Below are 13,466 nucleotides of genomic sequence, written 5' to 3'. Positions count from 1 at the left end.
ACCCATGGGTCAGGCGTGGCTGCTGAGTCAGTGGGGGGTGGCGCTCTGGCTCAATCTGGCCTTGGTGGCGCTGGCCCTGCTGAGCCCCCAGAAGGCGCTGACGCGAGCTGGGGTTCTCCACGCGGGCCTGCTGGGCCTGTTGGTGTGGGGGGGCCTGGGAGGGCGGGGTTACCTGGTCGTAGCCGCCTATTTTTTAGTCGGCACCGCCGTAACCAAGCTGGGGATCCGCCGCAAGCAGGCCCAGGGGATCGCCGAAAAGCGAGAGGGGGCGCGAGGGCCGGAAAATGTCTGGGGATCTGCCCTGACGGGAGCTGCCTGTGCGGTGGGATATGCGCTTTTTGCCCATCCCCTCTGGTGGTTGGGGTATAGCGCCAGCTTCGCCGCCAAGTTGGCCGATACCGTCAGCAGCGAGGTGGGAAAAGCCTACGGACGTCAGACCTTTTTGATCACCACCTTGCAGCCGGTGCCAGCAGGCACTGAGGGAGCCGTCAGCCTGGAGGGATCCCTGGCGGGGGTGGCGGCAGCAGGAGGGATGGCCGCCTTGGCCTGGGGCATTGGCGGAGAATGGGTGGGAGGGAATCTCCTATGGTTGGGAATCTGCTGGCTGGCCGGGATCCTGGCCACTTTGGCAGAAAGCTGGATGGGGGTGGTGTTGCAGCCTCGCTTGGCTTGGATGAGCAATGAAGTGGTGAACGGCATTCAAACGACCCTAGCAGCTCTTTTAGCAGTGGGTCTGGGGGCGCTTTTGGGGATCGGATCCTAAAAAGATGCCCAAGCGCTCCGCGCCGCTGCCCTCACCCCCAGCCCTTCTCCCTCTGGGAGAGGGGAGTTAGAGCGTTGCGTAGCAATAACGAGGCAAAGAACCGTTTCGTTGCTGTTTGAAATGACTGTATTTTTGAGATTGAGAATGGCGCCGTTGCCATTGGGAATGGCTATGCAAAGCAAGAAAATAAAGAGGGAGAAGCTCTCCCTCTGCGCCGATTGGCTGGGAACTAGACCGATTGCTCTGGACCTCTCCTAGCGCAGGCCGCTGGGCTTGTAAACCAAGAAGCTGAGCACCTGGCACTGCTTAATGTTGTCGAAACCCACCACACGGATGAAGCAATTGGGGTAGGCGCTGCGGCAGGCCTGTACCTCGGTCAGCACCTCCTGGGGAGAAGTGGCGCTGAACAGGGGCAATTTCCACAGCGTCCAGTAGTGGTCGGTGGGCTGCGAAGACTCGTTGAATTCGATGGCAGGAATGTAGCCTTGATCCAAGATGTACTGCACCTGCTTGAGGATCTGCAGATCCGTCATCGGAGGCAAGTAGGAAAAAGTTTCGTAGCGGCGCTCTTTCGGCAAGGTTTGCATGACTGAAGTTACTCCGTTTCAGGTGTAGGGTTCTGAAGAGGGGATCCCGCTTCCGGGTGCGTGGCCAGCGGGGATCCCGCTGCTGAGGTAAGCCGTTCCAGGTGGCTACGGCGGTGTTCCATGTTGGCTTGCTGGATGCCGGTCTTGGCCATCTCCGGCAAGTAGTCCACCACCTCCGCCGCAATGTGCTCGCGAACGGTCATGATGCGATAGGCCAGGTCAGGACGCTCTGCCAGCAAAGCCCGCAGGTAGGTTTCCCCCTCCTGAAGGTTTTGCCGAGCCGAGAACTGCTGCAGCCACAGGGCCCTGGGAGGATCCGTCTCGCTCAGTTGGGCCAGCACCGTGCGCATTGCCTGATAGGTCAGGTAGCTGATCAAGGTTTTGGCCGTATCTTTGGCGATCTGTTTCAGATCCATGGCCAGTCCAGGGGTAAGCCGAAGCAGCGGGGCAAGAGAACTCTGGGGATCCCTTGCCCCCGGCAGATCTCTAGAGCGTATCGACGGGCTTGAACTCGAACTTGATCTCCTTCCACAGCTCGCAGGCAGCCGCCAGTTCCGGCGACCACTTGGCCGCTTCGCGGATGATCTCGTTGCCCTCACGGGCCAGATCCCGACCCTCATTGCGGGCCTGGATACAGGCTTCTAGGGCCACCCGGTTGGCAGTGGCGCCTGGCGCGTTCCCCCAGGGGTGTCCCAGGGTTCCGCCACCAAACTGCAGCACCGCGTCGTCGCCGAAGATCTCCACCAGCGCCGGCATGTGCCAGACGTGAATGCCACCGGAGGCCACCGGCATCACCCCAGGCATGGAGGCCCAATCTTGGGTGAAGAAAATGCCGCGGGAGCGGTCGGCCTCCACGTAGTTTTCCCGCATGAGATCCACAAAGCCCATGGTGATGGCGCGGTCGCCCTCCAACTTGCCCACCACCGTACCGGCATGCAGGTGGTCGCCGCCGGACATGCGCAAGCACTTGGCCAGCACCCGGAAGTGGATGCCGTGGTTTTTCTGGCGGTCAATCACGGCATGCATGGCGCGGTGAATGTGCAGCAGGATGCCGTTGTCGCGGCACCACTTGGCCAAGCTGGTGTTGGCGGTAAATCCGGCAGTCAGGTAATCGTGCATGATGATGGGGGCACCGATCTCCTTGGCAAACTCCGCCCGCTTGAACATCTCCTCACAGGTGGGCGCCGTCACGTTCAGGTAGTGCCCCTTGATCTCGCCAGTCTCTGCCTGCGCCTTGTGGACAGCCTCCATCACAAAGAGGTAGCGATCCCGCCAGCGCTGGAAGGGCTGGGAGTTGATGTTTTCGTCGTCTTTGGTGAAGTCCAACCCGCCCCGCAGCGCCTCGTACACGGCCCGTCCGTAGTTTTTGGCGGAAAGGCCCAGCTTGGGCTTGATGGTGCAGCCCAGCAGCGGACGGCCGTACTTGTTCAACTTGTCCCGCTCCACCTGAATGCCGTGGGGAGGGCCCTGGAAGGTCTTCAGGTAGGCCACCGGGATCCGCACATCCTCCAGCCGCAACGCTTTCAAGGCTTTGAAGCCAAAGACGTTGCCTACAATCGAGGTGAGCATGTTGGTGACCGAGCCTTCCTCGAACAGATCCAGCGGGTAGGCGACGAAGCAGAAGTATTGATTCTCTTCGCCCGGGACCGGCTCGATGTCGTAGCAGCGGCCCTTGTACCGATCCAAGTCGGTGAGCAGATCCGTCCACACGGTTGTCCAGGTGCCGGTCGAAGATTCAGCCGCCACAGCCGCCCCGGCCTCTTCGGGGGGAACGCCCGGCTGAGGAGTAACCCGGAAACAGGCCAAGACGTCGGTATCCTTGGGCGTGTAATCGGGCGTGTAATACGTGAGTCGGTAATCCTTTACGCCGGCTTGATAGCCCTTTTTGGTTTGGGTTGCTGAGTAGGCCACGTTGATCTCCCTCTAAACGAATCACAAAACCAGAAAATGCCATTCACGGATGCAATCAAGAGGCAAAACTCAGGGCCAAAACCACAGACCACCGAGTTTTCGTGAATGAACTCGCCTCACAACTGTGAGGCCCTACTTGGGCTTCGAGACAGTCTTCATCCAAGCGGATGTAAAGTCCTAAACCCTCCTTTTCAAGCGCTGCCAATCGCTAGCCTCAACCGCCTGGATTTTGGAAATCCAGTGGCGAGATTTCTATACACTGTCTAGGCTAGAACTTTGACAAACACAAGCCTACATTGGTTTAATCCTAAGCTATCATCCGCAAAGACAGGCTGATCGTTACTTTCTTTATGAGTTCGATTAGTTTGATTAAAGTAAGCCCCCTTGGTTGGCGCCGAAAATATAGATTTCTTTGGCTTTCTTAATATCCCTGGGTGGGATCCCTGGAAAAGGCAAAAGCTCCCTTGAGAAGGGAGCTGGGTGGGTTTGTCTGCAGCGGCCAGAGGGGCTAAGAAACGGCGGCCAAGGATGGTTGGGGTCTCCTGGTGATCACCTGGTCGATGAGGCCGTATTCTTTGGCCTGCTCTGGAGTCATAAAGTTGTCGCGGTCGGTATCGCGCTCGATGCGCTCCAGGGGCTGGCCAGTGTGGTAGGCCAGCAGGCTGTTGAGACTGTTTTTGATAAAGAGGATCTCTTTAGCCTGAATCTCGATATCGGTGGCTGGCCCCTGGGCTCCACCGAGGGGTTGGTGAATCATGATGCGGGCGTGGGGAAGGGCAATGCGTTTGCCTTTGGCACCTCCTGCCAGCAAAAAGGCTCCCATGCTGGCGGCCAAGCCAATGCAGATGGTGGAGACATCCGGCTGAATGTGCTGCATGGTGTCGTAGATGGCCATACCGGCATAGACGGAGCCGCCGGGAGAGTTGATGTAGAGGTAAATATCTTTCTCGGGGTCTTCAGATTCCAGGTAGAGCATCTGGGCCACGATCAGGTTGGCAATGTCGTCGTCCACCTGGGTGCCCAAGAAGATGATCCGATCCCGCAATAGACGCGAGTAGATATCAAAGGCGCGCTCGCCGCGTGCAGATTGCTCAATAACGGTGGGAATCATGCCAGTCCAAGCGATGGGTTGTTACTTTTTAGTGTAGTGTAAGCCACTGGACGGCTGCTCCGCCTAGGACGGTTTGCCGCCCTGAGGCTGTGCTGCGTTGCTCGGAGCCAGCAGCCTGTAAAGTTGACAGCTTGAGGCCTAGCATGGATGTGATCCCGGATGAACCCCTCGTGATTGCCGGCTTGCTGGGCCTGGCTCTGCTGGGGATTTTGATCCTGAACTTGGCAGAACGGGACTCGGGAGACGCCGACTAGGAGAGGACATAAGTTTAAGTTGACAAAATTACACCTCTCTCTTTACAATCAGAATCGCGTCATTTCTGGGATGCCCCCATCGTCTAGAGGCCTAGGACACATCCCTTTCACGGATGCGACAGGGGTTCGAATCCCCTTGGGGGTATGAAGGCCGGTGACAAGTGTTGGAGGGGGAAGGTGCTCGGGAGGCGCCTTGAGTCTAGCTTAGCTTCGGCTAGGCCCAAAGGGCCGTAGGCTAGGCTTCTCATCCAACTGCATGGGAATCAACTGCTGGCAGCTAGAGCTTCTGCCGGCGCGGCAGCAGCAACCAGATCGTCTTTGATCAGCTCTGCCAGATCCTGGAGTTGGCGAATGGCTTCTGCCCCTTCTAACTTCATTAGCTCCCGGTCATCCCGCATCTCCGTCCAACTGATGGAGCATTCGGAAACCAAAAAGCGAATCAAGTGCCCCTCCCGTAAGCTGACCATGAAGGAGGCGCTCTCAAATGAGGTGCCGCAGGTGTAGCAAGAAGCCGGGTAGCCCCGCTTCTCCAAAACAATGGCCAGAGCCTGCAAACTCATCACCAGGTCTTGAACGTAGCTGCGGTATTGTTCCGCCAACCGTGCGAACATCACACTCCTCCCATAGCGAGTTGGCCCATCGGGGCGCGTTCTAGTAATTTATGCCTAGTCACTTAGAGTCATATCTAGCATAACGATCGACAAATCCTCAAGAAAGGGATCCGTTTAGCATCTCTCCAGAGACTAAGCAAGACTACTGAAGGCCAAATAGCATGCTAGGCAAAGTCTAAGGCAGGAGGATGTTGTATTTAACACTCCTCTCAGAACAGACATTAAAGTTTACCCTAATTCAAAACTCTTGCCCGCTGGGATCCGATCCCTGCCGAGAACCGGTCAGTTTTCCTTTGGCGGGGCTTGGGCCTTGATCCCGAAGTGCTTTATCGGTGAAGATTTTGCCCACCCTTTGGCCAGGACGATTGTGGCACGTCTAGAAAGGGTTGACCCGTTTGCGAGGTCAAGTGGGCTAGGTCTTACAGACGGATGGAGGTAGGATAGGTTCCCGAGGAATTGTGGTGGGAAAAGGCTGAGGAATATCACGGATAACTAGAGGGAAACACTCGATGCTGTGGCCCGGGGATTGGGAAGAAGGGAGACTGATTGCTCAAAGAGTCTCAAAGCAGTTGGGGATCGCTGAAGCCTGCTATCGGAGCGGATTTTGAACCCTGAATGGCGATCTTTTCACTGATCTGCTTTGAATCTGCTTCCAGAGCAGGGCGGCAGCTTTTTTAGACAATTGCCGGAAAGCGGCTAAGGCGGACGCAGCAACGGGAGACTGGGGCTGCATCGCTGCTTTATTTTAAGCGGGATCAGGAGCGCCTTGAGCAATTCTTAAGAAATTCTGGAGTAGCCGCACTGCCAGATCGGGACGGGATCCCCAGTGAAGGTGCAGATAGGAGGCGTGCAGGCGCTGGCCGGCCCAGCCTTCCCGGTGGGGCGGGGATCCCCAGCTGTAGATTGGGCTGGGGGAGGTGGGGGTGCTGCGGGAGCGGTGAAATTCGTGCCCGCGTAGGCGATCCCCGGCCTCGACCAGCAGGGTGGGGCGCAAAACAGTGGCCTCGCGGTAGCCCAGACACAGCCGGCTGCCCATGTCCACCGTGATGGGCAGCAGCCCGGCCATGGGGTAGGTCTTTCCCTGCAAATCGGTGAGAGATCGTCCCAGCACCATCAGTCCGCCGCATTCGGCATACAGGGGTGGGTGGGCGGGCGGCGGTGGCTGTCGGGCTATTTTCTCAGAGAGGGTGGCGGCAAACAGTTCTGGGAACCCGCCCCCCAAGAGCAGGCCGTCGCAGGGATCCGGCGGCCACAGCCCCACCTGCAGGGGAGAGTACGCCAGCAGCTCGGCGCCACAGGCCCGCAGCAAGTCCAAGTTGTCGGCGTAGTAGAAGTTAAAGGCGGCGTCTTGGGCCACCCCTACCCGAACCCGTTCACGGTGGCGGGACGGAGTCCTTTCCGCGAGAGAGGGGATCCCTGGCCATAGCTCTCCTGCTGCCGGGGGAAGCGTTCGAATCAGCGGCAGCAGCTTGTCCCAATTCAGGTGCTGCTCGGCCAGGTCGGCCCAGGCCTCCTGCCAGTGGGGGAAGTGATCCAGCTCTGAGACGGGCACCAGCCCCAGGTGGCGGCTGGGCAGGCGCAGATCCTCACGGCGGGGCAATTGGCCCAAAACCGGGATCCCTACCGCTGCCGCCGCTTGCTGTAAAATCTGGCCGTGCCGCTCCGAGGCCACCTGGTTGAAAATGACGCCGGCGATGGCCAGGCCGGGATCGAAGCGGCTCAGGCCGTAGAGCAAAGCGGCCACTGTCATTCCCATGCCGCTGCCGTCGATGACCAGCACCACGGGGATCCCCAGCAGGCGGGCCACATGGGCGCTGCTGGCAAAAAAGGGCTCCGTTCTGCTCGTGGGATCTGGCGGGGATGCGGGCGCCCGCCCATCGAAGAGGCCCATCACCCCCTCTACAATTGCCCCATCTTTGCCCTGGCAGTGGTGGCGAAAGCAGCGCTGCACAAAGTTCTCATCGGTTAAAAAGGGATCCAAGTTACGACAGGGGATCCCGCTCACCGCCGTGTGGAACAGGGGATCGATGTAGTCAGGCCCCACCTTGAAGGGCTGGATGCGCAGGCCCCGCCGCCGCAGGGCGGCCAACAGAGCCAACGTGACGGTGGTCTTGCCGCTGCCGCTTGTGGCTGCCGCCAGCAGAATGGCCATCTTGCCCCACCCAAGGACTAGAACTCGATGCCGATTTGCGCTTTGATCCCTTGGTCGCGAAAGGGATGCTTGATCAAGGTCATCTCGGTAACCAAGTCGGCCCGCTCGATCAGGCCTGCCGGCGCGCCCCGCCCAGTTAGGATCACGTGCACTCGCTCCGGTTTCTCGGCCAGGCCGGCCAACACCTGCTCCAGGGAGAGATACCCCAGCTTGAGGGCAACATTGATCTCATCGAGGAGCACCAGGTGGTACTCGCCGCTGCTGAACAGCTCCCGCCCCTTTTCCCAGGCCGCCTGCGCGTGGGCGATATCCCGCTCCCGATCCTGAGTTTCCCAGGTAAAGCCCTCCCCCATGGCGTAAAAGGCAATTTTCCCCAGCTCCAGCTCGGGATGGGCGGCCAACTTGCGCAACAATTTGGCTTCGCCCGGATCCCAGGCCCCCTTGATAAATTGCACCACCCCCACCGATAACCCTTGGCCGAGGGCACGGAAGAGGGTGCCGAAGGCCGCTGTGCTCTTGCCCTTGCCCTGCCCCGTATAGATGATCACCAAGCCCTTGTCGTCGCGCATGCTCGCCAGGCGCTGCCGCTGGATCTGCTGGCGGCGTTGCATCCTTTGGCGGTGTCGCCGGTTTTGTTCGGCTTCCGGCTCGGGGGCCGAGGTGGGCAGGGATCCGGGCGTTTCCGGCAGGGGAGAGGGGGGCATGGCTATGGAGGGTTGGGAAGCCGCAGGAGGGGTCTGGCAGGCCGAAGTTTTCGCTCAGCAGACTGCTCTTCATCCTAATCTGGCTTTCAGGTTTTCAGGTTTCAGGAGAGTTGGGGCAGATGGGTTAGGATCCCTGTCAAGCCAGAAGTTGGGTTTTGCTGCATACTCATCCCCAATTGGGCTGGGATCATGAAAGAGCCGGCTGCCGCTTTTCGAGATAGCCTGCTGATGTACTCTTTCATCTGGGCCGTGCTGGCGATAGGGTGTTTTCAAGTCTTGCCACGCCTGGAAATTGCCTCTGCTGCCCAGTTGCAGCCGTGGCTGGGGCCCGCCTATCTGGCTGGGCTGGGTGGATCCCTGTTGGCGGCTTTGGGATCGATGTTGGCCGTCTTGGCAGAAACAGCCGCGGGCGCTGCCAGCAAAAGACACCTGCATCGCCTAGCTTGGGCGCTGGGGACGGTCGGTTTTCTCGGCGTCCTCTTTCCCTTGGGCTTGGCCAGCGTCTTTTTTCTCAGGGCCGCCCAGTCCACCGACTGGTGGCAGAAGCTGTTGGACTGAGGCTCACTCAGCAACCATTTTTTTGACAAATGCGTCGAGGTTAGGGGTACGATAAGGACAAGTTCCGTTCTTTATCCAGAGCAGACTGAGGGATCAGGCCCAACGAAGCTGCGGCAACCGGCGGAAGCCTCCGCTACGGTGCCAACTCCTGCGGTTAGTCAGTAACCGAAAGATAAAGGAATAAAGCTTTCTCTAGAGGACAGTCCTCTTGCCAGGGGGACTTTTCTGACGACTTCGCCCTTTAGCGCTTCCCAATAGCTCTGGTTGCAGCAGCGGAGCGAGGCTCTATTGCTTCGGCGGCAAAGTCCTCGGTGCGATACGGCGCTCTTGCTCCTGCGTCGGCCACGGCCTAGGTCTGTTCTTCTGCTCGGCTGAGGTGGAAGGGATCCCTGCTCAGGCCGGCGGATGATGAACGGCAGCAGCAGGCTCTGCTTTCTGGGCAGTTCTTGGTTGTATCTGTTTCGTCTTAAGGAGAGGTTCGTTGTCCAAGTCGTTTTTGTTTTCCTCAGAGTCGGTGACAGAAGGGCACCCCGACAAAATTTGCGACCAGATCTCTGACGCCATCGTGGATGCCCTCTTGACGGCGGATCCCTTAAGTCGAGTGGCGGCAGAGGTGGTGGTGAATACAGGCATGGTGATCCTGACCGGGGAGATCACCTCGCAGGCGCATGTCAACTTCACCCGACTGGTGCGGGACAAGGTGGCCGAAATTGGCTATACCGACGCCAAGAACGGCTTCTCTGCAGAAAGCTGCGCGGTGTTGGTGGCTTTCGATGAACAATCCCCCGACATCGCCCAGGGGGTGAACTTGGCTCTGGAAAGTCGCACATCTCAGGAAGATGAATTCGACTTGATCGGGGCCGGGGATCAGGGCTTGATGTTTGGCTTCGCCTGCGACGAAACCCCCGAGTTGATGCCACTGCCCATCAGCTTGGCCCACCGCCTCAGCCGCCAGTTGGCCGCGGTTCGCAAAAACGGCACCCTGCCCTACCTGCGTCCGGATGGCAAAACGCAGGTGACTGTAGCCTATGAGGAGGGGCGGCCGGTGGGCATTCACACCCTGCTGATCTCTACCCAGCACACGCCGACCATCGGTGCCATTACAGAAGAGGCAGCGGTGCAGGAGCGGATCCGCGCCGATCTCTGGGAGGCGGTGGTGCAGCCGGTGTTTGCCGAGCTGCCCATCAAACCCGATAGCAACACCCGCTTCCTCACCAATCCCACCGGCAAGTTCGTCATCGGCGGACCCCAGGGGGATGCCGGCCTGACCGGACGCAAGATCATCGTCGATACCTACGGCGGCTATTCCCGCCACGGGGGCGGGGCCTTCTCCGGCAAGGATCCCACCAAGGTGGATCGCAGCGCCGCCTATGCCGCCCGCTATGTGGCCAAGAACATCGTGGCCGCCGGCCTGGCGCAAAAATGCGAGGTGCAGGTCAGCTACGCCATTGGGGTGGCTCGTCCCATCAACCTTTTGGTGGAAACTTTTGGCACCGGCCGCATCCCCGATGAAGCTCTGCTGCGGCTGGTGCAGCGCCACTTCGACCTGAGGCCGGCGGCCATTCTGGCGCAGTTCCAACTGCGAGAGTTGCCCCGCCAAAGGGGAGGGCGCTTCTATCAAAACGTGGCGGTCTACGGGCACTTCGGGCAAACCCATCTGGATCTGCCCTGGGAGCGCACGGATAAGGCTGCCCTGCTGCGGGAGGAAGCTTTCGCCGGGGCGACCGCCATCCTAGGCTAGGGGGATCAAGGGGGACAGGCTGGGCTCAATGCCTGCCCTGGTGCAGTTGCTCGACAAGTGGGATAGCTCCGGCAGGATAGGCTGTGCACAGCCAGTTCACTGCCGCCGTGGAGCCTGGCGTCGAGAACTCCCGCTCAGCCCTGATAGGCTATGGCGGGAGCTTGACCTTCAACGCCAGTCTTGACTAGACCTGACACTCCTATCCCCCATCCCGCCAAGCTCTGCTGGGGTGGGAGCAGGCCGGAGTTTGTGATGGCAAGGATCCCTGAGGCAAAATCGCAAACTCACCCAGGCTGCCCTTGGGATGGCTGGTCAGGATCCACAGGGTCGGCAAGCTGCAGCTCCAAAGTTACCAAAAGCTCCGTCCCACCAGCGCGAGCCGCCGAGGAGGTCGGCGGGGCAGGATGAACATGAACGAGCAGGTGGCGCAGCTTGGGCGGGAGATCCTGCAGCTCATCCAACAACAAGTCGAGAGAAATGGCCGATTCTCCGGAGAAGAGGGATCCTCTCCTGAGCGGGGCTGGGAGCGGTGAGGGAGGGCGGGCAAAAGAGCTGGCGGCAGTCGAGACCAAAGACCGGATCAGCTCCTGTTGTTCCCGCCACAGGGATTGGCTGATTTCGGGGGGAAAGGTGAGGTGAGGAGCGCCACGGCGCTGCCAGAGGCGGAGGATCTGTTCCACAGAGGTGGCCTTGTAGCGACCCTGGTAGAGGGCTTCCAGCAGGGCCGCCGGGATCCAAGAGGCTGGGAACTGTTTGCTCCAGCGCTCCACCCAGGCCTGACTGGCTTGCCCCTCTAGCTCAAACCCGTAGCGCTCCAAAAAGGTCGCGGGATCCATCAGGGCCCAAGGACACTCAACCCAAGGCTAACCCAGATCCGGCGAGATAAAAGGGAGATAAAGCCTTATCCCCGGATCCCGCAAGACAGCTCCCGTCAGAGGATGCCGCTGTTGGCCTTCCATGCAGGCTCTGTGAAGAGGCCATGAAGCTGCAGTACGGTGAAGACTCAGTGGTCAACAGGCCCCAGCCCCAGCGCTGCCTCCAGAGCGCGATCGCTGTCGGGAAATTGCGCCAGCAGCCGCCCTAGGAAGGCAGCCTCTCCCGTCAGGCCGTCCAGACTCATGAGCACATCCCCGGCATAGCGGCTCTGCGGGAAGCGGGCCAGCAGCTCATTGCCGGCGTAGATTGCCTGGCGGGCATAGCCGTCCCGCAAGGCTTTGGCTGCCAGAAAGTAGCGATCTCCAGGGTCGCCGGGATCCACGTAGTCGGGCAGCGGCGTGTCAAAGGCGTAGCTGCGGCGGCTTGGGTCGGCGGATCCTCCCCAGCGAGCCAATACGGGGTAGGTGAGCGGAAACCAGCGGTCGCTTGGGCCGGGATCGAACGCTGTCACATCTCCATAGCCGGAGAAAGCGGCGTACCGATAGAGGATCAGATCCCGGTGCATCTGCAGCCGTAGCCGCTGCAGAAGGGCGTAGGCCCCGCCAGGAGGCCGGCGGCGAGGGCCAGCGTTGCCACAGGACGAACGGGGAAGCGGCGGGACGAGGGCGCAGCAGGCGGGGTGTCCGGATTCATAAAAACCCAATCCAAATCCAGGCGGGCGCCCCCACTCTACTCGATTCTTTCCGGGCGCGGATAGAGGGCCTACAGCCATTTCGGGCCAGCCGCTTTCGATCACGGCTGCCGACGTAAACACCACACGGCTCCGGGCACGTCGGTTTCTCCCTCTCGCCGCAGGGTAAAGTTCTGGTGATAGACGGGATCCAGCCCTGCCCGTTCTGCCTGCTGCAGCACGTAGGCGGCGGAGTGGGCAGAGCGCCCCGTGGTGGATCCCAGCTCGTAGCCGGGGGCGGATCCCTGCTCGACGGTGAAGGCCAAAAGCCCGCCGGGATTGAGCACCCGCCCACAGGCCGGCAAGACCTGGGCCAGATCCCCCAGATAGATAAACACATCTGCCGCCAGGAGCAAGTCGTAGCGCTCTGAGGTCTGCTGCAGCAGCTCCAGCAAGTCCCCCTGAATCAGGTGGTCGTAGATGCCCTTTTGCCGGGCAATCTCCACCATGCGGGCGGAGAGATCCACACCCCGCAACTATCCAACGTAGGAGCGCACCTGGGATCCCGCCAGGCCGGTGCCACAGCCCAGATCCAGCGCCCGCTCAAACCAAGGAGACGCTCCCCCTGCGGCAGCCAGGATCCCTTGCCGCACAGCCTGTGGCCCCTGGTAGTTCAGTTTTTCCAGCAAATGCTGCTCAAAGCGGGGCGCATATTCGTCAAATAGACGTCGCACCCACTCCGGAGGAGTCCTGTCGGGCAGGGGCAGCTCCCCCACAATGGCCAGCATGTAGCGGGCATCGCTGTGTTCGGGCTGCAGGGCGAGCGCCCGCCGAAACCAAGAGCTGGCCACCTCCACTTGTCCCTGCTTCCAAAAGCCCATGCCGATCTGCTAAGGAATGTCTGCCTCTTGCTGGGATCCCTGCCAGGCCTGCAAATAATGGGCCAGAGCCGCCTCGTATTCTCCTCGCATCTGCAGCAGGTCGGCCAGCCCCACCCGCGCCATCAGCAGCGCTGGATCCCGGGCCAGGGCTTGCTCGAAGAGCCGTTGCGCCTGCTTTTTCTCGCCCATCTGCCGCAGTACTCCCCCCAGCAGCGCATGAACCTCAGCGGCCAAGCTGGCGGGAGCAGCAGGGGGACAGGCCACGATGGCCTGTTGGTAGTGCAGCATGGCGGCAGGGTAGCGACCGGATCCCTCCTCGATGCGCCCCAAAAGAGCATGGGCTTGCGTCAAGGCAATGGCCTCTTCCAGATCAGACCGGTCGGCAGCGGCGAGGATCTGCTCACAGAGCTGCCGGCAGCCAGCCCATTCCCCCCGCCGGAAGCGGCCTGCCGCCTGTCGGGCCGAGAGGAGCGGCTGTTTTTTCGCCGGTTTTCCAAAGCCCTTAGCCATCTCCCCAGTGTAGGAGAACCTAGCTTTCTCTCACGATATGCCCACGATAGGGGCATTCCAAATTGGCGACAATCTTGAGCACTCCCCAGTTGGGGATCGACACAACAGACAGCTTCGCTATGCTCTGGAACCTGGGT

Annotated in this window: 16 protein-coding genes, 1 tRNA gene and 1 riboswitch; of the genes, 5 read left to right on the top strand and 12 right to left on the bottom strand. The window is 60.4% G+C overall.

All coding sequences use genetic code 11. From position 1 onward, the window contains the following. Nucleotides 1-4: 4 nt before the first annotated feature. Entirely contained in the window at nucleotides 5-763 is a 759-nt protein-coding gene (locus tag GG26_RS05605; protein ID WP_041438244.1) for a DUF92 domain-containing protein, read from the top strand. Between the two features lie 254 nt (nucleotides 764-1,017). Here the strand turns inward: GG26_RS05605 and GG26_RS05600 are convergent, their stop codons facing one another. The 4 genes from GG26_RS05600 to clpP form a co-directional block, all read right to left on the bottom strand. Beyond that, nucleotides 1,018-1,350: a ribulose bisphosphate carboxylase small subunit gene (locus GG26_RS05600; protein WP_011430063.1), complete on the bottom strand. Its 333-nt coding sequence runs from the start codon at nucleotides 1,348-1,350 to the stop codon at nucleotides 1,018-1,020. A gap of 8 nt (nucleotides 1,351-1,358) precedes the next feature. After that, nucleotides 1,359-1,766, bottom strand: coding sequence for a RuBisCO chaperone RbcX (gene rcbX / locus GG26_RS05595; RefSeq protein ID WP_011430062.1), 408 nt, complete (start codon nucleotides 1,764-1,766; stop codon nucleotides 1,359-1,361). Nucleotides 1,767-1,836: 70 nt separating this feature from the next. After that, nucleotides 1,837-3,261, bottom strand: a complete 1,425-nt coding sequence (locus GG26_RS05590; protein WP_011430061.1) for a form I ribulose bisphosphate carboxylase large subunit — start codon at nucleotides 3,259-3,261, stop codon at nucleotides 1,837-1,839. A 508-nt stretch (nucleotides 3,262-3,769) separates the two neighbouring features. Further along, nucleotides 3,770-4,372, bottom strand: a complete 603-nt coding sequence (gene clpP / locus GG26_RS05585; RefSeq protein ID WP_011430060.1) for an ATP-dependent Clp endopeptidase proteolytic subunit ClpP — start codon at nucleotides 4,370-4,372, stop codon at nucleotides 3,770-3,772. 131 nt (nucleotides 4,373-4,503) lie between these two features. Here clpP and GG26_RS05580 point away from each other — a divergent pair, with 131 nt between their 5' ends. Continuing rightward, complete coding sequence (locus GG26_RS05580) at nucleotides 4,504-4,626, top strand: hypothetical protein (RefSeq protein WP_414346774.1); 123 nt, start codon at nucleotides 4,504-4,506, stop codon at nucleotides 4,624-4,626. Between the two features lie 72 nt (nucleotides 4,627-4,698). After that, nucleotides 4,699-4,771: transfer RNA gene (locus GG26_RS05575), tRNA-Glu, on the top strand. 118 nt (nucleotides 4,772-4,889) lie between these two features. On the opposite strand, the gene GG26_RS05570 is transcribed toward GG26_RS05575, so the two are convergent. The 3 genes from GG26_RS05570 to cobO all read right to left on the bottom strand — a co-directional run bounded on the left by GG26_RS05570 (nucleotide 4,890) and on the right by cobO (nucleotide 8,093). Then, nucleotides 4,890-5,237: a DUF1815 family protein gene (locus GG26_RS05570; protein ID WP_011430058.1), complete on the bottom strand. Its 348-nt coding sequence runs from the start codon at nucleotides 5,235-5,237 to the stop codon at nucleotides 4,890-4,892. 745 nt (nucleotides 5,238-5,982) lie between these two features. After that, a complete protein-coding gene (locus GG26_RS05565) occupies nucleotides 5,983-7,389 on the bottom strand; it encodes a cobyrinate a,c-diamide synthase (RefSeq protein WP_099812197.1) in 1,407 nt (468 codons plus the stop codon). Between the two features lie 17 nt (nucleotides 7,390-7,406). Next, nucleotides 7,407-8,093 (bottom strand): cob(I)yrinic acid a,c-diamide adenosyltransferase, encoded by a 687-nt coding sequence (cobO, locus tag GG26_RS05560; protein WP_011430056.1) that lies wholly within the window; start codon nucleotides 8,091-8,093, stop codon nucleotides 7,407-7,409. Nucleotides 8,094-8,282: 189 nt separating this feature from the next. On the opposite strand from cobO, the gene GG26_RS05555 reads away from it, so the two are divergent. Next, nucleotides 8,283-8,651, top strand: a complete 369-nt coding sequence (locus GG26_RS05555; protein WP_011430055.1) for a hypothetical protein — start codon at nucleotides 8,283-8,285, stop codon at nucleotides 8,649-8,651. 68 nt (nucleotides 8,652-8,719) lie between these two features. Beyond that, a riboswitch (SAM riboswitch) is annotated at nucleotides 8,720-8,830 on the top strand. A 302-nt stretch (nucleotides 8,831-9,132) separates the two neighbouring features. Next, complete coding sequence (gene metK / locus GG26_RS05550) at nucleotides 9,133-10,392, top strand: methionine adenosyltransferase (protein ID WP_414389282.1); 1,260 nt, start codon at nucleotides 9,133-9,135, stop codon at nucleotides 10,390-10,392. A gap of 284 nt (nucleotides 10,393-10,676) precedes the next feature. On the opposite strand, the gene GG26_RS05545 is transcribed toward metK, so the two are convergent. The 5 genes from GG26_RS05545 to GG26_RS05525 all read right to left on the bottom strand — a co-directional run bounded on the left by GG26_RS05545 (nucleotide 10,677) and on the right by GG26_RS05525 (nucleotide 13,329). Next, nucleotides 10,677-11,228 (bottom strand): hypothetical protein, encoded by a 552-nt coding sequence (locus GG26_RS05545; protein WP_099812198.1) that lies wholly within the window; start codon nucleotides 11,226-11,228, stop codon nucleotides 10,677-10,679. 167 nt (nucleotides 11,229-11,395) lie between these two features. After that, nucleotides 11,396-11,971 (bottom strand): tetratricopeptide repeat protein, encoded by a 576-nt coding sequence (locus GG26_RS05540; RefSeq protein ID WP_414389280.1) that lies wholly within the window; start codon nucleotides 11,969-11,971, stop codon nucleotides 11,396-11,398. An 89-nt stretch (nucleotides 11,972-12,060) separates the two neighbouring features. Next, nucleotides 12,061-12,465 (bottom strand): class I SAM-dependent DNA methyltransferase, encoded by a 405-nt coding sequence (locus GG26_RS05535; RefSeq protein ID WP_143597405.1) that lies wholly within the window; start codon nucleotides 12,463-12,465, stop codon nucleotides 12,061-12,063. A 9-nt stretch (nucleotides 12,466-12,474) separates the two neighbouring features. After that, nucleotides 12,475-12,819 carry a class I SAM-dependent DNA methyltransferase gene (locus GG26_RS05530; protein ID WP_049749740.1) on the bottom strand — a complete coding sequence of 115 codons (345 nt, stop codon included), beginning with the start codon at nucleotides 12,817-12,819 and terminating at the stop codon, nucleotides 12,475-12,477. 9 nt (nucleotides 12,820-12,828) lie between these two features. Beyond that, the gene (locus GG26_RS05525) at nucleotides 12,829-13,329 is read right to left on the bottom strand and encodes a tetratricopeptide repeat protein (RefSeq protein WP_041438233.1); all 501 of its coding nucleotides are present in this window, start codon (nucleotides 13,327-13,329) and stop codon (nucleotides 12,829-12,831) included. Between the last annotated feature and the right edge of the window lie 137 nt (nucleotides 13,330-13,466).

The organism is Synechococcus sp. 'PEA 65AY6A-5F PE A' (assembly GCF_047462575.1).
Classification (GTDB): domain Bacteria; phylum Cyanobacteriota; class Cyanobacteriia; order Thermostichales; family Thermostichaceae; genus Thermostichus.
Note: the sequence above shows the minus strand (reverse complement) of the source record. Positions and strands in the feature narration are given on the sequence as shown.

Bases quoted from the DNA above. Each gene is read 5' to 3' on its own strand.
- GG26_RS05605 (WP_041438244.1), top strand. From the start codon at position 5: ATGGGTCAGGCGTGGCTGCTGAGTCAGTGGGGGGTGGCGCTCTGGCTC.
- GG26_RS05600 (WP_011430063.1), bottom strand. From the start codon at position 1,350: ATGCAAACCTTGCCGAAAGAGCGCCGCTACGAAACTTTTTCCTACTTG.
- rcbX (WP_011430062.1), bottom strand. From the start codon at position 1,766: ATGGATCTGAAACAGATCGCCAAAGATACGGCCAAAACCTTGATCAGC.
- clpP (WP_011430060.1), bottom strand. From the start codon at position 4,372: ATGATTCCCACCGTTATTGAGCAATCTGCACGCGGCGAGCGCGCCTTT.
- GG26_RS05570 (WP_011430058.1), bottom strand. From the start codon at position 5,237: ATGTTCGCACGGTTGGCGGAACAATACCGCAGCTACGTTCAAGACCTG.
- GG26_RS05565 (WP_099812197.1), bottom strand. From the start codon at position 7,389: ATGGCCATTCTGCTGGCGGCAGCCACAAGCGGCAGCGGCAAGACCACC.
- cobO (WP_011430056.1), bottom strand. From the start codon at position 8,093: ATGCCCCCCTCTCCCCTGCCGGAAACGCCCGGATCCCTGCCCACCTCG.
- GG26_RS05555 (WP_011430055.1), top strand. From the start codon at position 8,283: ATGAAAGAGCCGGCTGCCGCTTTTCGAGATAGCCTGCTGATGTACTCT.
- GG26_RS05545 (WP_099812198.1), bottom strand. From the start codon at position 11,228: ATGGATCCCGCGACCTTTTTGGAGCGCTACGGGTTTGAGCTAGAGGGG.
- GG26_RS05530 (WP_049749740.1), bottom strand. From the start codon at position 12,819: ATGGGCTTTTGGAAGCAGGGACAAGTGGAGGTGGCCAGCTCTTGGTTT.
- GG26_RS05525 (WP_041438233.1), bottom strand. From the start codon at position 13,329: ATGGCTAAGGGCTTTGGAAAACCGGCGAAAAAACAGCCGCTCCTCTCG.